The sequence below is a fragment of the Microbacterium paraoxydans genome, assembly GCF_020524545.1.
Classification (GTDB): Bacteria; Actinomycetota; Actinomycetes; order Actinomycetales; family Microbacteriaceae; genus Microbacterium; species Microbacterium paraoxydans_C.
Genome location: NZ_JAIVLG010000007.1, coordinates 61,934 through 82,884 on the forward strand (window position 1 = coordinate 61,934; position 20,951 = coordinate 82,884).

Below are 20,951 nucleotides of genomic sequence, written 5' to 3' on the forward strand. Positions count from 1 at the left end.
ACCGCTCGTGAGCCCGTCACCGCGACGCTCACACAGCTGCCCACCACAAGGCGATCATTCGGGGCTCGCAGGTGGGCTAGAGCCGACTGCACCGAAGCAGCGCTCAGAAGCACCTGATCAGACATCCACTCACCCTACAATCGCAGGACGCACGGCACCCTGAGTTGCCGTCGCTATATATCGCCTGGGGCCGACGGCCCGGTGCGACCCCGTCTGACCGCTGGCCCCCGTTGGCCAGGGTCGGCGATAAACGGGACCGACGCGTGCACCTATGGCATGTCACCTCGGGACACGCCGCAGCATCAGCGTCCGCTCTCCGTTTCGGCCTCTGGGCTGGACGGACTGTCCGAGCTCGCCGAAGACTGACTTCTCAGACCCGCACGAGACACGCAGGGGTTGGCCCTTTGTCGTTGTCGCTTCGGCTACTGTCTGGGGAGTGTTCGGAGAGACTCCCACAGACCGGTTGATGCTCACCCCTATCTCCTCCGCGGAGTCGGCGTTCGTCGACGCGATGTACGCCGTGCAGTCCGACCCTGCGACCTGGACGCATCTGCCTGAAGCGGTCGAGACCGACATCGGCCAGAGCAGGGCGATCGCGGAGGATCACGCCCGTTCGTGGCGGGATCTCGGCCTGGGCTGGTGGCTGATTCGGCTCCGCGAACCGCTCGGAGCACTGGCGGCGGGTTCGGTCGTGGGACTCGGCGGGGCCGCCGTGCGTCGCCCGGAGGTTCCGGCATGGAATCTCGGATATCGCCTCACTCCGAGAGCCTGGGGCCAGGGCTTCGCCGGCGAAGTGAGTCGGGCAGCGATCCGTGCGGCCCACATCGCGCGGCCCGACCTCCCGGTGACCGCCCGAGCACTCACCCGCAATCCGGCGTCGTGGCGGACGCTGGAACGTGCCGGCCTCGCGCTCGTCTGGGAGGGCGCCGCTCCTGCGGACGACGCACTCACCTCGGGCGTGGAGCGCCGGATCTACGCCGATCGGACTGTGCCAGGGTCACTGCTGGAGACGCTCATCGCTCTCGGCTGAGCGGCACGGAGCGGGGCGTGACGCGCCCAAGCGCCTCGCGGGCGACGGCATCGGGGTCGGGGCGCCCGGCGACGAGTTTGACGATCGGGCCCAGCACGGCTCGCACGCTCAGCCGACGGAGCGTGGTCTCGCGCAGCCAGGCGAGCACACGCCCCCGGCGGAACATGATCCTGGCGAGCATCCGCGAGTTGGACTGCGCCGCCTCGACACGAGGGCGCTCCACCTGCTCCCAGGCCTCGAGCACCACCGGCAGCGATTCCCGGTCGGCGTGTGCGAGCATGCGGCCCAGCATCCAGGCCGACTCGATCGCCATGCCCGCTCCGATCCCCGCCGTCGGCAGGAAGCCTGCGGCGGCGTCTCCGAGGAGCACTCCGTCGGGAAGCACCCAACGCGGGGCACGGGCGTCGTCGAGTCGCCACAGGTACGGATCCGCTGCCGTCTCGATCGCGCGCAGTGACGCCTCCAGGCGGGGTCCGAGGGAATCGACCCGGCCACGGATGGAGGCCGCGAACGCCACGGGGCCGGCAGCGAGGTCGGCATCAGGGCCGCCGAGGAACACGCCGAGACGGTTCTTCACGGGGTAGGCCCCGAGGAAGAACCCGTTGCCCCAGATCTCCTCGCCGAGCGTCGGATCACTGAGGTCGTCTGCCCAGCCCACCCAGCCCGACCAGCCCGTCTGGACCACCTGCGGTGCCGACGACCCCAGCACCGAGCGCATGCGCGAGTTGATGCCGTCGGCACCCACGACCAGATCGAAGTCACCCCGGCCGACGGGCGATCCGTCAAGGTCGACGAACACGGCCGTGCGACCGGTGACCTCCTGCACAGTGGTGCCGAAGGTGACCGGGCATCCGCCTTCGGTGAGCACCTCGATGAGTGCGCCGCGGGAGATGCCGTTGTAGTCGCCGTAGACGCGCAGCAGATCGCTCATCGACTCTGAGCGCAGCATCTTGCCGCGATGGGAACGGAACGCGTAGCGCTGCATGGGGGTACCGGCGGCGAGATAGTCCTCGTGCACGCCGAGGTCGACGAAGGCCTGGTCGACGGTCGGCATGAGCGCGAGCATGTAGCCCGGATGATTCATCTCGGGCATCCGGTCGACGAGCACCGGGTGCAGTCCGTCTCGACGCAGCAGCTGGGTGAGCGTGATCCCCGCGATGCCGGCGCCGACGATGAGCACTCTCAAGCGATCATCCCGTTGGTCAGCGATCTGGGTGTCGAGCGGTGTGTCGGTGAGCATGTTCCTCCTCTGGACCACCTGGTCCAGTACTCACTCTACGCCTACTGGACCAGTCGGTCCAGTAGGCTGGATGCATGGCAGCGCTCACGGGTAACCACCGCGACCGACTCATCGAGGCGACGGTGGCGGAGTTCGCCTCGGTCGGGTATGAGCGCGCGTCGCTGAACCGCATCATCCAGGCAGCCGGCATCAGCAAGAGCTCCTTCTACCATGCGGTCGGCTCCAAATCGGAGCTGCTCGACGCCGTCGTCGAGACTCTGATCGCCGACGTGCGTGCTCGCTGGGTTCCCCCGGCCCCTGCGCAGTTCGCGGGCGATGACTTCTGGCCCCGCCTCGAAGGAGTGCTCACAGATCTCGGCCGACTGGCCGCGGTCGACCCCGCCCTCGGGTTGCTCGGGCGCATCTTCTACCTGCCCGCAGCGGGGGGTGTCGATGCGAGGACCGCGCTGCTCGATGGCGTGCAGGCGTGGGTCGCCGAGGTGCTGCAGGTGGGTGTCCGCACCGGAGCCGTGCGCGATGACGTGCCCGTGGAAGCCCTCTCCGCGGCGACGTTCGGCATGCTGCGCGGCTTGGACGAGTGGGCCCTCGACGCGACTGCCGCGGAGGTGTCACGACGTGCGCGGGATCAGGTCGCGGTCCCGGGGGTGCTCCTGCGCGGAATGCTGGAGCGTCCCTCCTCCGCTGCGTGACGCCCCGGAGAGCCGGGCGCAGCGCCCGTCAGCCGCCGTGCGGCGGTCCGAACAGCTCCTCGCCGTGCTCGTGGAGCAGTCTGTACGCATCCGCGAAGGTCTCCGGCTCGGGCTCCCCCGGCTTGCCGTAGCGCGCGATCAGCAGACCGAGGAGCCCCCGAGCAGGTGGGGTCAACGGCCTCAGCTGATCCTTCTCGCCCGGCCGCGGCGCCGATTCCTCGGGGTTCGGAGGCGTGTACGCGGGCGTCGTCACCGGCCAGTCGGCGGGGTGGCGCGGCTTGTCGAGATTGACGACATTCATCAGGGTGTTGGCGGACTGGTCGCGATCGTTGAGCGGCCTCAAACCGTGCAGGCGGGAGAGTGTCGCCGTGACCGAGCCGTGGTGCATCTCATCGTGGATGATCGAGCCGCGTCTCGTGTACGCCGACACGGCGATCGCCGGGACGCGGCATCCGAGTCGGTCGAACGTGAAGCCCATCTCGCCCGGCTCGGTGTCCGGGGTCGGCTTTGTCGCTGCGGGCGGCGGCACGTGGTCGTAGCAGCCGCCGTGCTCGTCGAAGGTGATGAGCAACAGGGTGTTGACCGCGTTCGACCCTGTCGAAGAGGCGCTCGTGCGCACGGCCTCGTAGATGTCGTGGATGAGCCGGTCACCGGCACGCACGTCCGAGATCGCGCTGTCGTACACGGCCTCGCCGTCGGCCTCGCTCTCCCGGGGGCGGCCGAACGGGGGGTGGAAGTCGTTGTGGTCGTAGACCATCCGGGGCTCGATGAACGCGTAGGCGGGGAGCTTCCCGGCCTTCGCCTCGGCGTAGAAGTCCTCCATGGTGCCGAAGTGCTCGGTGCGCCAGTACTTCTCGAGCACCGCCGCATGCAGCATCCCGGTGAACGACACGAGCTGGAGCTTGTCGATGTAGATCTTCCAGCTCACCTTCTCGTCTTCGAGCCGGTTGAACACCGTCGGGGCCGCAGGGGCATCGAGCCACTTCCTGTATCCGCCGCCCGCTTGGTTCGTCACGAAGCCGTGCGAGGTCGAGGCGTGGAAGAACGAGCGGTTGCAGAAAGTCTGTGAGGGAACACCGGCGTACCAGTGATCGAACACCGCGAACTCGGAAGCGAGGGTCGACAGCACCGGGAGCATCTCGGGGGAGAAGGAGCCCATGATGTGTCTGGCCTCGTCGGGCTTCGGGTCGACTCCTTTGCGGAGGCGCCGGAAGTTGATGATGTAGTCCTGGAGGAACCCGGACATCGTGGCCTTCTCGCCGTGTGACGGGGCGTTGAAGGGTGCGGTCATCTCGTCGACGAAGAGGTCCGCGTTGGTCGCGGGCTCCACGGTTCCGAAGATCTGCGTGTTGACGTGCGGATACTCCTCACCGGGGTCCGGGTCGGGAAGGCTCATGATCCGGTCGGTGTCGCCCTCGTACACGTGTGCGTCGACGACCGTTCCGTCGGAGGCCGTGTTGCTGTACTCCCCGAATGCGAGCCCTTCGAAGGTCTCGCCCGTCGGAACGTTCTCCTTCGAGTACAGGTATCCGAGCAGGTTGTCGAAGGAGCGGTTCTCACCCATCACGACGACGAGGTGGTCGAAGCCGGGCTCGCGGCGGGGAGTGAGGGCGGCGAACGGATCGGGATCCTCCGCGAAGCCGTTGCGTGCTCCGGCCGTGATCGACGCCCCGATGGCGGCACCGCCCGCGCCGCCGACGACGGCACCCGCGAAAGCCGCGCCGCCGATCTTCAGGAAACCGCGGCGGGAGGTGTCAGGAGTGGGGGAGTCGTCCGTCACGCCCCGATCCTACGACCGCGCTCGTGTGGAGTGCGCGGGGCGAAAACGGAGACGGTTCGCGTGCGGCCCGGCATGTCGCGGTGGGACACGCCGGGCGCGCGAGGTCTCGTCTGGGTTTCGGCCGCGGACGGGATGCGGGCGGGCCGGGATGGGGATGGGAGTGGGGAGGAGTCAGGCTGCGGGGATCCAGAGCACCGCGCCCTCACGCCAGCCGAGGCCGGCCGCACCTTCGGGGATCGGTGCCTCGTGCCGCGGGCGCACGACGCGCAGTCGCTTGCCCGCGAGCTCCACGATGTAGACGATGTCAGCGCCGCGGTAGACGTGGGCGATGACGTCGACGTTCACCGGAGCGTCCGCGCCGACGGTCGGCGCGAGCCGCAGGTCCTCCTGGCGGAGCACGACCTCACCGGTGCCATCGGGACCCGCCCCGGTCAGCGGCACCTGGGTGGCGGTGCCGTCGAGGGTCGCGACCGCCCCGGAGCGGGTGGCGGGGAGCAGGTTCGCCGCGCCGATGAAGTCTGCGGCGAACGGGGTGCGCGGTGCGCCGTAAAGCTCGGCGGGTGCGCCCTCCTGCTCGATCACGCCCGCGTTCATCAGCACGATGCGGTCGGAGAGGCTCATCGCCTCCTCCTGGTCGTGCGTGACGAACACGGTGGTGAGCCCGAGCGTACGGTGCAGTTCCTTCAACTCGACCTGCATGTCTTCCCGCAGGCGTGCATCGAGGTTCGACAGCGGTTCGTCCAGCAGGAGCACACGGGGCTCGAACGCGATGGCACGGGCCAGGGCGACACGCTGCTGCTGTCCACCCGACAGCTGTGACGGCATCCGATCCGCGAGGTGACCCATCTGCACGCGGTCCAGCGCTCGCACGGCGAGTTCCTTCTGCTCGGCCTTGGACTTGTCGCCCGACATCCGAAGTCCGAAGCGCACGTTCTCGACCACGCTCATGTGGGGGAAGAGCGCGTAGCTCTGGAACATCATGCCGAGGTGCCGCTTCTCGGGCGGGAGCTTGGTCACATCGCTGCCGGCGATCTCGATCGTGCCGCCGCTGGGCGACTCGAGGCCCGCGATGCAGCGGAGCAGCGTCGTCTTGCCGCACCCCGAGGGGCCGAGGAGAGACACGAACTCCCCCGACTGCATCGAGAGGTCGATGCCCTTGAGCACCTTGGTCCCCTTGAAGTCCTTGGTGAGCGAGTTGATGGTGAGTGTTGTCATCAGACGAACAACCTTCCCAGGCCGATGATGCGTTCGAGCACGATCATGAGGACGACGGTGAGCAGGACCATCAGGGTCGAGACGGCCGCCACGGTGGGCGACGTGCTGAACTCCAGCTGGCCGTAGATGGCGATGGGGAGCGTCTCGAGCTGCGGGGTGCGCAGGAAGAGGGCGATGACCGCATCGTCGAACGAGATGTTGAAGGCGAAGAACGCGCCGGCCGCGATACCGGGGCGCGCGATGGGCAGAACGACCAGGCGATAGCGGCTCCAGGCGCTGGCGCCCAGAGTGCGGGCCGCCTCCTCCGTGAAGTGGTCGGCTCTGGCCATCACGCCGGTGACGGTGCGCATCACGTACGGGATCGCGATCACGGCGTGGACGGCGATCAGCACGCCGACGTTCGGGGCGCCGATCGTGAGCGACGAGATCGACAGGGCGCCGATGGCCAGGATGATCGTGGGGATCGTCAGCGGCGACATCAGCAGCCCCTGGATGGCCGCGCCGCCCGGGATTTTGAAGCGCGTGAGCGCGAGTGCCGCCGCAGTGCCGACGGCCGCCGCGATGACCGCGACCGTGACGCCGACGAGGAGGCTCAGGCGGAACGGTTCCAGGTAGGTGTCGGAGGTGAGGGCTTCGACGTACCAGTCGAGGGTGAAGCCCTGGCCGGGGAAGGTCAGGAAGCGGTTCTCTCCGACCGACGCACCGGCGACGACCACGAGCGGTACGAGCATGTAGAGCGTCACGACGACGCCGAGGACGATGGCGAGGACCCTGCCGAGGATCGGAACGGAACGGACCATGGTCACACCTTCTGCTTCCCGAGTCGGGACGTCGCTGCGAGCACGAGCATGACTCCGGCGAAGAGCAGCACAGCCTGCGCGGCCGCGAACGACCAGTCGAGGTTGGTGGTCGCGTCGACGTAGATGGTCTGCGCGAATACGGGGATCTGCGCGCCGCCGATGAACCGCGGGGTGATGAAAGAACTCACCGAGAGGACGAACACGAGCGAGGCGCCGGCGACGATGCCGGGGATCGAGAGGGGGAGGACGACGTGCCACAACGTGCGCCAGAAGCCGGCGCCGAGCGTGCGGGATGCTTCCTCGAGCTGCGGCTTGATGCCGGAGATCACGCCGAGGATGCTGAGCACCGCGAAGGGGAGCAGCACCTGCACCATCGCGATGACGACACCGGTCTCGGTGCCGAGGAGGCCCTGTGTGCCACCGATGAGGAACTCCATGCCGGGGAGCTGCATCAGGAGGCCGGAGGGTCCCATCAGGACGACCCAGCCGAACGTGCGGACCACGACGCTCGTCATGAGCGGGAGGATCACCACGATGAGCAGGAACGAGCGCACCTTGGAGCCGGCGCGGGCCATCACGTAGGACAGCGGGATGGCGATGACGAGGGTGATGACGGTCTGGATCACCCCCAGGCGGAGCGAACGCAGCGCCGCCTGGAGGTGATACTCACTCGTGAACAACCGGGTGAAGTTGTCGAGGGTGAACCCGCCTGCCGACGACTGCACGCTCATGAGAAGCATGCCGGCCACCGGAGTGATGAAGGCGAGCGTGAGCAGCACGATCGCCGGCAGGAGCAGGAGCCAGGGCTCCCTACGGGTTCGGACACTCATTTGGTGATCAGCGCATTCCACTCATCGGTCCAGGACTGCCGCGAAGCCGCGACATCGCCCGGAGCGTAGACGACGACCGTCTCCAGCTCGTCTCCGGTGAGCACGGCATCCGCTGCGTCGCCGGAGAGCTCGGCCTTGGTGTTGACCGGCGAGTACCGCATGTTCTCCGCGAAGACGGCCTGCGCTTCGGGGCGCAGTTCGAAATCGATGAAGAGCTTCGCGAGGTCGGGGTTGTCCCGGCCCTCGACGACGTTCGCCGTGATGAGGGAGGCGGTGGCGCCCTCCTCCGGGACGATGAACTCTACCGGAAGACCCGCGTCCTGAAGCGTGCCGGCGTAGTCCATCGCGTACGGTGCGAGCCACGTGTCGCGCTGTGCGAACGCGGTCTGCAGGTCGGGCGAGGTCGGGACGACGATCGCGTCGCCCGACGAAGCGAGCTCTCCCAGATCGGTGATCGCCTGCGACGGGTCGTCGATTCCGCCGCCGAGCGCATCGGCGACACGGAGCATCGAGAGCACGCCATACGTGTTCGAGAAGTCCGTGAGGGCGATGTGGCCGGCGTAGGCCTCGTCGAACAGGTCGAGCCACGAGGTGGGTGCCGGAGCATCGGCCTCGGTGTTGTAGACGAGTCCGATCGGGGCGAGCTGGATGACGGGGCCCTCCCCGCGCTCGAGGCCAGCGGTCGCCAGATCGATCAGGTCGCCGGACTCGGAGAGCTCGTCGGCCGCGATCGGCGCGATGAGACCGTCCTGCGCCGCGGTGAACTCCTGTCCACCGGAGAAGTGCACGACGTCGATCTGCGGGCTCGCCTTCTGGGCGGTGACCTGCGCGAGAGCGTCGGCGCTGTATAGCGTGATCAGCTCGACCTCGGCACCGGTCTCCTCCTCGAAGGGATCGACGACGGCTTCGATGAAGGCCTTCTCCCAGTCGCCGCCGAACGACGTGACGACGAGGGTCTCGCCGGCGAACTCCTTGTCGCCGGACGATGCTCCCTCGTCACCGGCCGCACAGCCGGCGAGGACGAGGGCTCCGGTGGCGACGAGCGCTCCGGTGGTGAGGATTCTTCGGGTGTTCATGCACTGCTCCTTCGGGATGGGTCCAGCACGGGGGTATGGCGACGCCTAGGCCAGGCGTCCGATGGTGAGCTGCTTCGCTCCGTCGATGCGGATCGCGGCGCTCTCCTGAGCGAATTCCGCGAGTCCTTCGGTGATGCCGGCCCAGATGTTGACGGGTGTCCACCCGAGCGGGCCGAGAATACGGGCACCACGATCGTAGAAGACGCCGATCTCGTACCACTCGAACGGCAGGCCTCCCATCTGCATCGGGCGCTGCCAGTACCACTGCAGGTCACCGGGGGCGGGCACCACCTGCTGGTTCTCGGCCGGCACGGCCTCGGGGTCGAAGTTCTGCGCCTCCTCGGGCAGCCCGACCATGACCTCGGGTCCGGCATACATGGCGTGCATCGCCTGCATGGTGACCGGCTTCTCCAGTGCACCCCACATGGCCTCGCAGGTGCGAGGGGCGAGGTCCTCGAACAGGGTGGCGACGGCGCGGACGCCGTTCTCGTACTCGAGGAAGACCTGCTTGGTCATCGTGTTCCTTTCTCTGCAGCGGGTTGTTCCGCTGCTCGTTCGCGAGCGGCCGAGACGAACGCCGCGAACAGCGGCATCTCCTCCGCGGCCTCATCGGGGTCGATCATCTTCTCGGGGTGCCACTGCACCGCCCAGAAGGGCCAGTCGCCGTCTGCTTCGACGGCCTCGACGATCCCGTCCGGAGCCCACGCGACCGGATGCAGGCCGGGGGCGGGAGTGCCGATGGACTGGTGGTGGATGGTGTTCACGATCCGGTGCCTCGTGCCGTACAGGTCGGTGAGGCGGCTGCCGTCGGCGAGTCTGATCGGATGCCGGGCGGCGAGCTGGTGGTCGGCTCCGCGCACGGGCTGATGGTCCTCGGTGTGCGGGATGTCGACGAGGAGAGTGCCGCCGAAGGCGACGTTGCTCACCTGCAGCCCGCGACAGATGGCGAGGACCGGGATGCCGCGCCGGCGGGCGCCCAGGGCGAGGGCGATCTCGAATCCGTCGCGGGACGGATCGTAGGTCTTGCCCTCCTGCGGCTCAGCGCCGTAGCGGGACGGGTGCACGTCTTCTCCGCCGGAGAGGACCAGCCCGTCGAGGCGGTCGAGAACCTCGTCCACGCCCGCCGTCGGGGGCAGCAGGACGACCGCGCCGCCGGCGGCTTCGACGGGGGCGGCATACTCGGCGCCCAGCGTGTGCGCCGGGCGGCCGGTGCCGAGGTCGGTGTCGATGAAGCGGCGCCAGGTCGTGATGCCGATGAGCGGACGGGTCATGACAGCTCGATCCAGGTGGTCTTGAGATCGGTGAACTTGTCGATCGCGTGCAGACTCTTGTCGCGGCCGAAGCCCGACCCCTTGACCCCGCCGAACGGGATCGTCATGTCGCCCTCTTCGAAGCAGTTCACCCAGACCACGCCGGCGCGCAGACGCCGCGACAGTGTGTGCACCGCGTTGAGGTCGGTGCTCCACAGCGCCGCCGCGAGTCCGAACTCGGTGCCGTTGGCGATCTCGAGCGCATCCTCCACATCGTCGTATGCGATGACCGAGAGGACGGGACCGAAGACCTCGCGCTGGGCGACCTCGTGCCTGGGGGTGACTCCGAGCACCACGGGCGCGAAGTAGCTGCCGCCGTCGACGGCACGGAAGCGCTCCGGAGTTCCGGCCGCGAGCTCTCCGCCTTCCGCCTGGGCGCGCTCCACGAAACCGGCGATGCCCGCGAGCTGCTTCTCGCTGACGATCGCTCCCATCGAGGTGGAGACGTCGAACGGATCGGCCGGAAGGCTCGCGCGAGCGACGTCCGCCGCGATCTCCAGCGCGCGATCGTGCTGCGCCCGCGGAACCAGCAGGCGGGACGAGGCCGTGCACATCTGCCCCTGGTTGTAGAAGCAGCCATCGGCGGTCGCGCGAACAGCGCGCTCCAGGTCGGCATCCGGCAGCACGAGGCTCGCGGTCTTCCCACCGAGCTCGGGCCAGACCCGCTTGCCGTTGGACGCCGCGGAGTAGCCGAGGAAGCGTCGTCCGACCTCGGGCGATCCGGTGAAGGTGACGACATCGACATCGGGGTGCTCGCCGAGGGCGCGTCCGGCGACGTGTCCGGCGCCCGGGGTGACGTTGAGCACGCCCGCGGGGATGCCGGCCTCGTGTGCGAGCTCGGCCAGGCGCAGCGCCGAGAAGGCGGTGTGCTCGGCGGGCTTGAGCACCACGCTGTTGCCGACCGCGAGGGCAGGGGCGAGCTTCCAGGCGGTCATGGTCAGCGGGAAGTTCCACGGCACGACGGCAGCGACGACGCCTGCGGGCTCCCGGGTGACGAGCGCCAGGCTGTTCGGTGCCGTGACGGGGGCTTCGTCGAGGATCTTGTCGGCGGCTTCGCCGTACCAGCGGAAGCAGTTGACGACGGCGCGGAGCTCGGTCTGCAGGGCCTCACGGACGGGCTTGCCCATCTCGAGGGAGATCGTGAGGGCGAGCTCTTCGGCGTTGTCGTGGATCCTCTGCGCGAAGGCGATCAGCAGCTGGCCGCGCTCGCGAGGGGCGATGCGCGACCAGACACCCGAGTCGAAGGCGGCGCGGCCCGAGCGAACCGCCCGGTCGACGTCGGCGGCGGAGGCCGCGCTGATCTGCGGAAGGACGCGGCCGTCGCGCGGGCTCACGGGGGTCAGCGGCTCGGCGGAGCCCTCCTCCCACGCGCCGTCGATGAACATGCGCGTGTGCAGGGACAGCGTCGCCGCGCGGTCCGCCCAGTCGTCTCCAGTAGCCGTGAACACGGTCGTCCTCTCCAGGGGTGATGGCCCTGGAGAGGATACTCGCTCTATTTCGCCACTAGGTCAAGCTATGAAGACCGATCTCGCCATTTCGTTACATGCCAGTAACAGAATCGGCCTAGATGCGGATCGCGCCGGTGGGCATGTCGTTGGCCAGCGCTTCGGGTGCCTCGTCGACGATCAGCGAGCCGCGCAGCACGGGCGTGATCACCACCAGGGACTCGACGACCTCGAGCCCGTCGTGCCCCGCCACCGCCGGGCCCGTCAGGAACTCGTAGAAGGCGTCCGCATCCTTGACGAGCACATTGGCGAGCAGCTGCGAGGTCCCCGTGGTGGCGGCGATGAACTTCACCTCGGGCGCGGCGGCGAGTGCCGCTCCCACCTTCTCGAGGCGGGCCATCGGGACGCGGAGCCAGACCAGAGCTTCCAGCCCGAGACCGAACAGGCTCGGCACGACCTCGGTGCGCGGATGCATGAGGCCGCGCCGGCTCAAGGACTCCATCCGCCTCCGGGTGGTCGTGACGTTCAGCCCCAGCGACCGGGCGAGCTGCGCGACCGGCATCCGTCCGTCTTTCAGCAGCAGGCGGATCAGCGCCTCCTCGTCCGCGCTGAGGGAATCGGCGGGGTCGACCTCGGAGCCGGAGGACTCGTCGAGCACGCGGGCCTGCTCGTCGGTGAGCACTCCCGCGCGCCAATCGTGCCCCGAGCGGAAGAACTTCAGCACCGTCGTCACGTTGATCGAGTCGATGCCCTCGAGCTCGGGGAAGTCGGTGAAGAGCAGTTCGCGGATCGAGGCGTCGTCGTGGGGGAGCAGCATCCCGGCGATGTCGCTGCTTCCCTCGAGCACCGAGACCGAGGAGGCGTCGGACCGTCGTGCCAGCGTGCGTGCCACGTGCCAGAGGGCGTGCGGCTCGGTGGTGATGCGGAACAGCACTGCGCGGGCGTGGAGCACTCTGGCGGGGTCGACATAGGTGGAGACCCGCACCAGTCCGCGGTCGAGAAGCCGCTGTCCGCGCCGGGCGACGGTGCGCTCGGGCAGATCCACCACACGGGCGATCTCGCCCCACGACGCACGGCCGTTCACCTGCAGGGCCTCTGCGACGATCCGATCGGTTTCGTCGGCCATCACATCGTTCGTGGGCACGGGCTCTCCTTCACCGGGGACGGACTCGGGTGAAGGTTATCCCAGTCCGCCCAGCCCCCGCGGCCGAAACGGAGAGCGGAGGGCGGCCTCACGGCGTGTCTCGAGCCGACATGCCGTGACGGCACGAGGTGGTCCCGGTTTCGGCATCCCCGGATCGAAGGTCAGATGTCGGAGAAGTCGTTGCCGCCGCTGCTGATGAGCGTCACGACGTCGTCAGAGATCGTCAGGAGGATGTACTCCACGCCGACCTCTCCGGGATTGACGAGAGACGAGGTGCCGGGAACTTCTCGCATGCCGATCTTGAGATAGTCGGCGACGCCGTCTCCGTCCTCATCCCACTCATCCTCTGCGCCGGCGGCGATGGCATCGGCGCGCGTGGAGCCGATTCCGATCCCCTCCGGGGTGCGGAAGATGACACCGGGACCATCCGCCGACACGATCAGGTTCACGCGGGTCTCGTCGGCCGTCGCCTTCGTCCCGTCCCACTCGAACCCGTCGTACACCGAGTCGTAGGGACCCTCGACCGGTTCCTCCGTCGGTGCGGATCCGAAGGCGTCCGTGAGGGCGGCGACGACGCCATCCGGGTCGTCGTATGCGATCACGGGCCCTTCGTCGATCGAGAGGCCTTCGACGGAGATCTCCACGACACGGTCTGCGGGTGTCGCGGGGGCCGAGGCGCTCGGCGAGGATGACGGCGTCGAGGTCGCGGAGCCGTCCGGCGTCTGATCGGGAGCGCAGGCCGCGAGCGAGAGGGCCAGAAGCGAGGCGGTGGCGGAGGCGAGGACGAGGTGACGACGGCGTGGCATGAGCCGAGCCTAGGGCGTTCAGGTGGATGGTCTTCGGCTTCTGGCACTGGCGGAGCCGAATCGTTATCGGCGGCAACCGGTGCCACGAACGAGGACGCCGCCCAGGCCGAAGCCCGGACGGCGCCCTGCGAGGACGATCGCGGATCAGTCCGCGTCGGTCGTCTCCACGGCGACGTGCTGCCGACGACGGCGCAGCGCGAACAGGCCGACACCTGCGGCCAGAAGCACGACCGCTGCGACGACGTACGGCGTGCTGTCGGCACCGGTCGTGGCCAGGTCGCCGCCCGCCGCGCCACCGTCACCCGGGGTCACCGCTCCGCCGCCGGAGGCTGCAGCCACGGTGAGTGCCGCAGTGACCTCCGTGCCGTCGGGCAGGATCACGGCGAGGGTGTGCGCACCGGCCGGAGTGTTCGCGGGGATCGTGACCGTCCGCTGGAACGAGCCGTCGGCGCCGGCGGTCGCCGTGCCCAGCTGCACCGGGTCGGAGCGCAGTTCGAGGCGGAGCTCGGCGCCTTCCGCGAAGCCGCTCCCCGACACGGAGACGGTGCCGCCGGCCTTCACTGTCGCCGAGCCGAGTTCGACCGCGGCCGGAACCTCGGGCTCCGGTGTGACCGGGGGCGTGACGCCCTCCTCGGTGACCCACTTCTCTCCTGCATCGGACTTCGTCACCGTGAACGTGTCGTACACGGCGCCGACGGGGAGCTCGGTCGTGGCGTCCGGCTGCTTCTCCGCGAGGTATGAGCGGTACACGAGCTGGTTCTTCGAGACGTCGATCACCTGGTACGTCGTCACGCCCTGCCCGCGCAGCACCTGGGTGGCGCCGTTGTTGGTCCAGACGTTCTTCTCGGGCGTCTCGAGGTCGTAGTGCTTCGCGCCCGAGTTCGACACGACGTAGACGGGTCCGGTGGTGAGCCCGGGCGTCTCGGTCGCATCCGTGTTCACGTAGCCGCGCGCGTAGGTGTGGTCATGGCCCATGAGCACCAGGTCGATGTCGTTGCGCTGGAAGACCGGCAGCCACTCGGCGCGCAGCACCGGCTCGTCGCGGCCCGCGGAGGCGGAGAACACCGGCTGGTGGAACGTGACGACGTTCCACTTCGACGGGCTGTTCTGCAGCAGCAGGTCGAGCCACGCACCCTGGAAGCGCGTCCACAGCGTGCCGATCTGCGTGGACGGGCAGTCCGCGCCCGAGCAGGACGGGAGCCCGGCCGGGGTGAGGAAGGTCGTGTCGCGGGTGGCGTTCAGCGTGATGAAGCGCACGCCCTGGTAGTCCGTGTAGTACGCGGTCTCTGCGGCGAAGGAGCTCCAGTGGTCGAAGAACGCGCGGTACTGCTGCGCGACCTCCGAGTCGCCCTTCGCGAGATCCGCCAGCTCACCGATCGAGCTCGTCGACGGGTTGTTGTGCGGGTATTCGAACGCGGCCTTCCACGCGGTGAGCAGCTTGTCGCCGGAGTACTCGTGGTTCCCGGGCGCGGCCATCACGTTGGTGCGCACGGCCGAGTCCTTCATGCCCTTGAACCAGTTGACCCACTCGTTCTCGTTGCTCGACGTGTTGATCAGGTCGCCCGCGTGCACCGAGCCGATGGATCGGGGAGCCTTCGCCTCCGCCTGCTTCACGACGCTCGGCCAGGTGGTGTCGAGGCCGATCTGGGCGTCGCCGTAGTAGATGAACTGGAAGTCGGTCGCCGAGGGGTCTGCGGTGCGGAAGGTGAACCAGTCGCTCCAGCTGCCGGGGAGACCGACACGGTAGCGGTACTCGGTCGCAGCGGTGAGGCCGGTCACGGTCGCCGAGAAGTGCTTGTTCGGGTTGCCGTTCACGACGCCGGCGTCGTACGCGTCGATCGTGCGGGTTTCGCCACCGGCGGCCGGGGCGATCTCGACCTGCCCGACCGTGTGCGAGGCATCGCCCGCCAGCCACGAGAAGGCCTGCGAGACCTCGGGCTGCTCGGTCGGAGTGAGGATGACGCGGGTCGGCGGGGCGATCACCGGGGTGCCGGGGTCGGACGCCTCGACGAGGGTCAGCGACGACATGTCGAAGTAGATGTCGGAGCTGGTCTCGCGATCCTGGAAGAGGGAGACGGCGATCGTGTTCGTGCCGTCGTGGAGCAGTTCTCCCTCGGCGCTGAAGGTGCTGGTGAGCGGGTCGCCGTTGGAGTCGCCGGCGTACTCGACGTTCTTCGTGTCGGTGATGCGGCCGTCGACGTAGCGGGCGACCTCTTCGCCGTTGATCCACACGATGACGGCGTCGTCGTAGGTGATCGTGCTCTGCAGGGCCGCGACCTGCTCGGCCACGCCCGCCTCGAGCTCGAAAGTGGTGCGGAAGAAGTAGGTCGGCACCGTCGGGGCCTGACTGCCGTCGAGGTAGTGGTTCAGGAGCGTTCGGGGAGTCTGCGGGCCGACCGGGGCGAGTTCTCCGCGCTTCGCGCCGAAGGATCCGGGCGCCGTCTTCCACGCGCTGTCATCGTAGGCGGGAAGTGTCCAGTCGCGGAGCGCTGCGGGCGCGGGAGACGGGTCGGAGCCGTCGTCGAGGTAATGCCAGGCGGTGTCTCCGGTGATCAGCGAGCCGGTCGGCACCTCGGGATCGGGGGCGGCGAGGGCCGTGGGGGCGACGACGGCGCCGCCGAGCAGGGCGAGGAGCGCGACGGAGGTGAGTCCGTGACGCCGCCACCGCACCGCAGGGGTGGGGGAGGTCATGTCAGTCCTTCGTGGATGGGGTTCCGTGCTCAGCCGCACGGGGCTCGTCCACTCCACCGAAGCCGGATGACCGGGGGTTGGCCTCGCGGGGACCGGGAGGTGAACGATGAGGCTGTCGGCTACATCGCCAGGCCGAAACGGAGACCGATCGCGCGCGGACCGGCGTGTCGGCGGGCGGCGCGCCGTGTGGCGGGCGGGTGGTCTGGGTTTCGGCACGCGAGAGGGGGCGAGTCGCGATCCCGGACAGGTCGCCCCGGTACGCTGGAACCCATGCTCAACATGGCTGACGGCCTCGCTCGTCTCGGTGCGCTCGCCGAGAATCCGGTCGTCGGCACCCTCGCGAGGGCGTTCGAGAGCGCCGGGTACGACCTGGCCGTCGTCGGGGGCCCGGTGCGTGATGCGCTGCTCGGTCGTGAGACGCACGATCTGGACTTCACAACGAACGCGTCGCCCGACGACATCCTGGCGATCGTCACGCCCGTCTCGACCGCCCAGTGGGACATCGGCCGCGACTTCGGGACGATCGGTGCGCGCGTGCAGGGCGAGCAGGTCGAGATCACGACGTATCGCGCCGACAGCTACGACGGTGTGACCCGCAAGCCCACGGTCGAGTTCGGCGACACGATCGACGGCGACCTCGTGCGCCGCGACTTCACCGTCAACTCCATGGCGCTGCAGGTGCCGGCCGTGAAGCTCGTCGACCCGACCGGCGGTGTGGAGGACCTGGTCGCCGGCATCCTGCGCACCCCCGCGGATCCGCGGACATCGTTCGGCGATGACCCGTTGCGGATGCTGCGGGCAGCCCGCTTCAGCGCCCAGCTCGGCTTCCGCGTAGACGAGGCGACGATCGCGGCGATCGCCGAGCTCCGCGAGACCCTGAAGATCGTGAGCCCCGAGCGCATCCAGTCCGAGCTCGTGCGCCTCATGCAGACGGACGACCCGGTGCGGGGCATCCGCGTGCTGGTCGACACCGGCCTGATCGACGAGTTCCTCCCCGAGATCACCGCGCTGCGACTCGAGGTGGATGAACACCATCACCATAAGGATGTCTACGAGCACTCGCTCACCGTGCTCCGCCAGGCGATCGAGCTCGAACACTCTCGGCACCCCGGCGCCGCCCCCGACGTGCCGCTGCGCATCGCCGCCCTGTTGCACGACATCGGCAAGCCGCGCACCCGCAAGCTCGAGCCGGGAGGCGTGGTGACGTTCCATCACCACGATGTGGTCGGGGCGCGCATGGCCCGCAAGCGACTCCAGGCTCTGCGCTTCGACACCGCCACGACCGACGCCGTCGCCACCCTCATCGAGCTGCACCTGCGCTTCTTCGGCTATGCCGAGGGGTCCTGGACGGATGCCGCGGTGCGACGCTACGTGCGCGACGCGGGCGACCTGTTGGAACGGCTGCACATCCTGACCCGCGCCGATGTGACCACGCGCAACAAGCGCAAGGCCGGTCGACTCGCGAGCGCCTACGACGACATCGAGTCGCGCATCGTCGCACTCCGTGAGCAGGAGGAGCTCGACTCGATCCGCCCGGAACTCGACGGAAACCGCATCCAGGAGGTGCTCGGCATCCCGCCGGGGCGCGAGGTGGGCGAGGCGTACCGGTTCCTGCTCGAGCTGCGCCTCGACGAAGGTGTGCTCGGTCCCGACGTCGCGGAGCAGCGCCTCCGCGAATGGTGGGCCGCCCGCGGCTGATCCCCCGCGTCGCTCGGCCGCCTATTCCGCGCGCGGCCCTGCACTCGTACACTGAGTCCACGAAGCCTCTTCGATGATCGGAGATCGCTGTGTCTGCGCCGTGGCAGGTATCCCGCGAGTCCCTTCCGGCGACATCGCGCCTTCTCGTCGAGCGCGCGCACGAGGAACTGCTCGCCGGGAACCTCGATGACCGGCGGCTGCAGGGGGTCAGACCGCTCGTCCGCGAGTCATGGGAGCGGTCCTGGCGCCGCCGTGTCGGGCCCGAAGACGCACCGCCGCTCGAACTGCTCAGCGACGAGCTGGAGGAGTACCGGCTCGCCCACCCTCTCGCCTCCGCGATGGAGATGATCCGTGCGCTGCTGCTGCCGGGCTCGAGCGAAGACACGGGCGTCGTCATCGCCGTCGGCGACCAGGCCGGTCGACTGCTGTGGATCGAAGGCGACGACCAGCTCCGCTCGCTCACCGACGACATGGGCTTCGTGGCCGGCGCGAACTGGTCGGAGGACGCGGTGGGAACGAGTGCGCCGGGCACCGCCCTGGCGCTCGAGCAGTCGGTGCAGATCCGCGGTGCCGAGCACTACAACCGGCTCGTGCACCCGTGGTCGTGCACGGCCGCCCCCGTCCGCGACCCCGAGACGAAGCGTGTGCTCGGGGTGATCGACATCACCGGCGGAGCCGAGGTCGTGTCCCCGCAGGCACGGCTGCTGATCGATGCCACGGCACGGGCCGTGGAGTCCGAGCTGATGGTCGCACGCCTCCGCGCGAGGAGTGAGGCGCCGCGTTCGCGGTCGAACCCGTCTAAGGCGCGCATCCCGGCGACAGCCCGGGCGACGCTGCACGTCCTCGGACGCGACCGTGCGCGGTTGGAGACCGAGTCGGCGCACGGTGAGGCCATGATCGACCTCAGCGCGCGACATGCCGCCATCCTCCTGATGCTCGCGGTCCACCGTCAGGGGCTCTCGGCCGAGCGCCTGTGCGAGCTCGTCTACGGCGAGGGGGTCTCGCCCGACACGCTGCGCCCGGAGATGGTGCGTCTGCGCAAGGTGCTCGAGCGCACGGCTCCCGACCTCGTGCCGGAGTCCCGTCCCTACCGCCTGCCCGTCGCCCTCGACACCGACGCGCATGATGTGCTCTCGCTGCTCGACCGCGGGGCTCACCGCGTCGCACTGACGGCGTATCGCGGTCCTGTCCTGCCCGAGTCGACCTCGCCGGGGGTGGAGGAGTTCCGCGACACGGTGCGCGGGGCGTTGCGTGAGGTGATGCTGTCGGAGGCCAGCCTCGACGTCCTGCTCTCCTACGCCGAGATCCCCGAGGGGCAGGGCGACGCCGAGGCGCTCCGCCTGGCCCTGGAGATGCTGCCCGCGCGGTCGCCGAAGAGGGCGGCACTGGTCACCCGGATCGAGCGCCTCGCCACCTGATCGCCTCGGTGCGGGATCGAAAACGTCCCTCCTGGGCCGGTTTCCGGTGCGTTTCTGATCCTGCACGGGGCTGAGGCCGCGGTTGCAACCCGCTGCAACGTTGCGCATCGGGGTGCAACCTCCCACGACCTACCTTCGGAGGACAGCCGCGCACCGAAGCGCGGCCCGTCGAAGGAGACTCCATGAGCATCGTCGAAGAAGACGTGTCCCTCGCCTACGCGGCCCCGGGCCGGCCGGGCGCCCTCGCGAACTACCGTCCCCGGTACGGCCACTACATCGGGGGAGAATTCGTCGAGCCCGCGAAGGGGCAGTACTTCGAGAACATCAGCCCCGTCAACGGCAAGCCCTTCACGGAGGTCGGTCGCGGCACGAGCGAAGACATCGACCGTGCAGTCGACGTGGCCTGGAAGGCGTTCACCGGATGGGGGAAGACGAGTCCGGCCGAGCGGGCGGTCATCCTCAATCGCATCGCGGATCGCATCGAGCAGCACCTCGAGGAGATCGCGGTCGCCGAGACGTGGGAGAACGGCAAGCCCGTGCGCGAGACCCTCGCCGCCGACATCCCTCTCGCCGTCGACCACTTCCGCTACTTCGCCGGAGTGCTGCGGGCGCAGGAGGGCGGCATCAGCCAGCTCGACGAGAACACGGTGGCGTACCACTTCCACGAGCCGCTCGGCGTGGTCGGGCAGATCATCCCCTGGAACTTCCCGATCCTGATGGCGGTCTGGAAGCTCGCGCCCGCGCTCGCCGCAGGCAACTGCGTGGTCATCAAGCCGGCCGAGCAGACCCCCGCCTCTCTCCTGTTCCTGTTCGACATCATCGGCGACCTGCTCCCGGCCGGGGTCGTGAACATCGTCAACGGATTCGGCATCGAGGCGGGTGCGCCCCTGGCTCAGCACAAGCGCATCCGCAAGGTCGCCTTCACGGGAGAGACCACGACCGGCCGACTGATCATGCAGTACGCCTCGCAGAACCTCATCCCGGTGACTCTGGAACTCGGGGGCAAGAGCCCGAACGTGTTCTTCGAGGACGTCGCCCGCTCGACGAGCGACCCGTTCTACGACAAGGCGCTCGAGGGTTTCACGATGTTCGCGCTGAACCAGGGTGAGGTGTGCACGTGCCCCTCGCGCGCGCTCATCCAGCGATCGATCTACGACGGGTTCCTCGCCGACGGGCTTGACCGGGTGGGCAAGGTCGTGCAGGGCAATCCGCTCGACCCCGCGACCATGATCGGAGCCCAGGCGTCGAACGACCAGCTGGAGAAGATCCTCAGCTACATCGATATCGGCAAGCAGGGCGGTGCGCGACTGCTGACCGGCGGGGAACGGGTCGACCTCGGCGGTGATCTCACCGAGGGCTTCTACGTCGCGCCGACCGTGTTCGAGGGCACGAACGACATGCGCATCTTCCAGGAGGAGATCTTCGGGCCCGTGCTGTCGGTCACCTCGTTCGACGGCTTCGAGGATGCGATCTCGATCGCGAACGACACCCTGTACGGACTGGGTGCGGGGGTGTGGAGCCGCAGCGGAGACACGGCCTATCGCGCGGGCAGGGCGATCGAGGCGGGGCGCGTGTGGACCAACACGTACCACCAGTACCCGGCGCACGCCGCGTTCGGCGGGTACAAGCAGTCGGGCGTCGGGCGCGAGAACCACAAGATGATGCTCGACCACTACCAGCAGACCAAGAACCTCCTGGTCTCGTATGCGGAAGGTCCGATGGGCTTCTTCTGAGTTCGACCCCGGGCGGGCGCTGCTCCCTCAGCGTCCGCCCGGACCA

The 20,951-nt window shown here is 68.9% G+C and carries 17 protein-coding genes; 5 read left to right on the forward strand and 12 right to left on the reverse strand.

Features of this window, described 5'->3' with window-relative positions; all coding sequences use genetic code 11:
* Positions 1-466 precede the first annotated feature (466 nt).
* Positions 467-1,030, forward strand: coding sequence for a GNAT family N-acetyltransferase (locus tag LC041_RS14980; protein ID WP_226533894.1), 564 nt, complete (start codon positions 467-469; stop codon positions 1,028-1,030).
* On the opposite strand, the gene LC041_RS14985 is transcribed toward LC041_RS14980, so the two are convergent.
* Positions 1,014-2,270, reverse strand: coding sequence for an FAD-dependent oxidoreductase (locus LC041_RS14985; protein WP_226533895.1), 1,257 nt, complete (start codon positions 2,268-2,270; stop codon positions 1,014-1,016). The two genes, LC041_RS14980 and LC041_RS14985, sit on opposite strands and share 17 nt — an antisense overlap.
* 74 nt (positions 2,271-2,344) lie before the next feature.
* On the opposite strand from LC041_RS14985, the gene LC041_RS14990 reads away from it, so the two are divergent.
* Complete coding sequence (locus LC041_RS14990; protein ID WP_226533896.1) at positions 2,345-2,959, forward strand: TetR/AcrR family transcriptional regulator; 615 nt, start codon at positions 2,345-2,347, stop codon at positions 2,957-2,959.
* Positions 2,960-2,987: 28 nt separating this feature from the next.
* Here LC041_RS14990 and LC041_RS14995 read toward each other — a convergent pair whose 3' ends face one another.
* From LC041_RS14995 to LC041_RS15045, 11 genes are all read right to left on the reverse strand, one after another.
* Positions 2,988-4,739: an alkaline phosphatase family protein gene (locus LC041_RS14995; RefSeq protein ID WP_226533897.1), complete on the reverse strand. Its 1,752-nt coding sequence runs from the start codon at positions 4,737-4,739 to the stop codon at positions 2,988-2,990.
* 171 nt (positions 4,740-4,910) lie between these two features.
* Positions 4,911-5,954, reverse strand: coding sequence for an ABC transporter ATP-binding protein (locus LC041_RS15000; RefSeq protein ID WP_226533898.1), 1,044 nt, complete (start codon positions 5,952-5,954; stop codon positions 4,911-4,913).
* Complete coding sequence (locus LC041_RS15005) at positions 5,954-6,754, reverse strand: ABC transporter permease (protein WP_226533899.1); 801 nt, start codon at positions 6,752-6,754, stop codon at positions 5,954-5,956. The genes LC041_RS15000 and LC041_RS15005 overlap by 1 nt, the downstream gene beginning before the upstream one ends.
* Positions 6,755-6,756: 2 nt before the next feature.
* Positions 6,757-7,584 carry an ABC transporter permease gene (locus LC041_RS15010; RefSeq protein ID WP_226533900.1) on the reverse strand — a complete coding sequence of 276 codons (828 nt, stop codon included), beginning with the start codon at positions 7,582-7,584 and terminating at the stop codon, positions 6,757-6,759.
* The gene (locus LC041_RS15015; RefSeq protein WP_226533901.1) at positions 7,581-8,660 is read right to left on the reverse strand and encodes a polyamine ABC transporter substrate-binding protein; all 1,080 of its coding nucleotides are present in this window, start codon (positions 8,658-8,660) and stop codon (positions 7,581-7,583) included. Before LC041_RS15015 ends, LC041_RS15010 begins: the two co-directional genes overlap by 4 nt.
* Positions 8,661-8,705: 45 nt before the next feature.
* The gene (locus tag LC041_RS15020) at positions 8,706-9,176 is read right to left on the reverse strand and encodes a DUF3830 family protein (RefSeq protein ID WP_226533902.1); all 471 of its coding nucleotides are present in this window, start codon (positions 9,174-9,176) and stop codon (positions 8,706-8,708) included.
* On the reverse strand, positions 9,173-9,931 hold the full coding sequence (locus tag LC041_RS15025; RefSeq protein ID WP_226533903.1) for a gamma-glutamyl-gamma-aminobutyrate hydrolase family protein: 759 nt from the start codon (positions 9,929-9,931) through the stop codon (positions 9,173-9,175). Before LC041_RS15025 ends, LC041_RS15020 begins: the two co-directional genes overlap by 4 nt.
* On the reverse strand, positions 9,928-11,418 hold the full coding sequence (locus LC041_RS15030; protein WP_226533904.1) for an aldehyde dehydrogenase family protein: 1,491 nt from the start codon (positions 11,416-11,418) through the stop codon (positions 9,928-9,930). Before LC041_RS15030 ends, LC041_RS15025 begins: the two co-directional genes overlap by 4 nt.
* Before the next feature lie 115 nt (positions 11,419-11,533).
* Positions 11,534-12,559, reverse strand: coding sequence for an Lrp/AsnC family transcriptional regulator (locus LC041_RS15035; protein WP_226533905.1), 1,026 nt, complete (start codon positions 12,557-12,559; stop codon positions 11,534-11,536).
* 161 nt (positions 12,560-12,720) lie between these two features.
* The gene (locus LC041_RS15040; RefSeq protein ID WP_226533906.1) at positions 12,721-13,365 is read right to left on the reverse strand and encodes a hypothetical protein; all 645 of its coding nucleotides are present in this window, start codon (positions 13,363-13,365) and stop codon (positions 12,721-12,723) included.
* A 144-nt stretch (positions 13,366-13,509) separates the two neighbouring features.
* Positions 13,510-16,056, reverse strand: a complete 2,547-nt coding sequence (locus tag LC041_RS15045; protein ID WP_226533907.1) for a purple acid phosphatase family protein — start codon at positions 16,054-16,056, stop codon at positions 13,510-13,512.
* Positions 16,057-16,326: 270 nt separating this feature from the next.
* Here LC041_RS15045 and LC041_RS15050 point away from each other — a divergent pair, with 270 nt between their 5' ends.
* The 3 genes from LC041_RS15050 (at position 16,327) to exaC (ending at position 20,905) form a co-directional block, all read left to right on the forward strand.
* Entirely contained in the window at positions 16,327-17,754 is a 1,428-nt protein-coding gene (locus tag LC041_RS15050; RefSeq protein WP_226533908.1) for a CCA tRNA nucleotidyltransferase, read from the forward strand.
* 89 nt (positions 17,755-17,843) lie between these two features.
* Positions 17,844-19,172 (forward strand): transcriptional regulator, encoded by a 1,329-nt coding sequence (locus LC041_RS15055; RefSeq protein ID WP_226533909.1) that lies wholly within the window; start codon positions 17,844-17,846, stop codon positions 19,170-19,172.
* Between the two features lie 182 nt (positions 19,173-19,354).
* Entirely contained in the window at positions 19,355-20,905 is a 1,551-nt protein-coding gene (gene exaC, locus LC041_RS15060) for an acetaldehyde dehydrogenase ExaC (protein ID WP_226533910.1), read from the forward strand.
* Positions 20,906-20,951: the final 46 nt, after the last annotated feature.

Coding starts and splice junctions, on each gene's coding strand:
- LC041_RS15025 (WP_226533903.1), bottom strand. CDS start 9,931: ATGACCCGTCCGCTCATCGGCATCACGACCTGGCGCCGCTTCATCGAC.
- LC041_RS15010 (WP_226533900.1), bottom strand. CDS start 7,584: ATGAGTGTCCGAACCCGTAGGGAGCCCTGGCTCCTGCTCCTGCCGGCG.
- LC041_RS15020 (WP_226533902.1), bottom strand. CDS start 9,176: ATGACCAAGCAGGTCTTCCTCGAGTACGAGAACGGCGTCCGCGCCGTC.
- exaC (WP_226533910.1), top strand. CDS start 19,355: ATGAGCATCGTCGAAGAAGACGTGTCCCTCGCCTACGCGGCCCCGGGC.
- LC041_RS15045 (WP_226533907.1), bottom strand. CDS start 16,056: ATGACCTCCCCCACCCCTGCGGTGCGGTGGCGGCGTCACGGACTCACC.
- LC041_RS15015 (WP_226533901.1), bottom strand. CDS start 8,660: ATGAACACCCGAAGAATCCTCACCACCGGAGCGCTCGTCGCCACCGGA.
- LC041_RS15050 (WP_226533908.1), top strand. CDS start 16,327: ATGCTCAACATGGCTGACGGCCTCGCTCGTCTCGGTGCGCTCGCCGAG.
- LC041_RS14980 (WP_226533894.1), top strand. CDS start 467: ATGCTCACCCCTATCTCCTCCGCGGAGTCGGCGTTCGTCGACGCGATG.
- LC041_RS15040 (WP_226533906.1), bottom strand. CDS start 13,365: ATGCCACGCCGTCGTCACCTCGTCCTCGCCTCCGCCACCGCCTCGCTT.
- LC041_RS14985 (WP_226533895.1), bottom strand. CDS start 2,270: ATGCTCACCGACACACCGCTCGACACCCAGATCGCTGACCAACGGGAT.
- LC041_RS15000 (WP_226533898.1), bottom strand. CDS start 5,954: ATGACAACACTCACCATCAACTCGCTCACCAAGGACTTCAAGGGGACC.
- LC041_RS14990 (WP_226533896.1), top strand. CDS start 2,345: ATGGCAGCGCTCACGGGTAACCACCGCGACCGACTCATCGAGGCGACG.
- LC041_RS15005 (WP_226533899.1), bottom strand. CDS start 6,754: ATGGTCCGTTCCGTTCCGATCCTCGGCAGGGTCCTCGCCATCGTCCTC.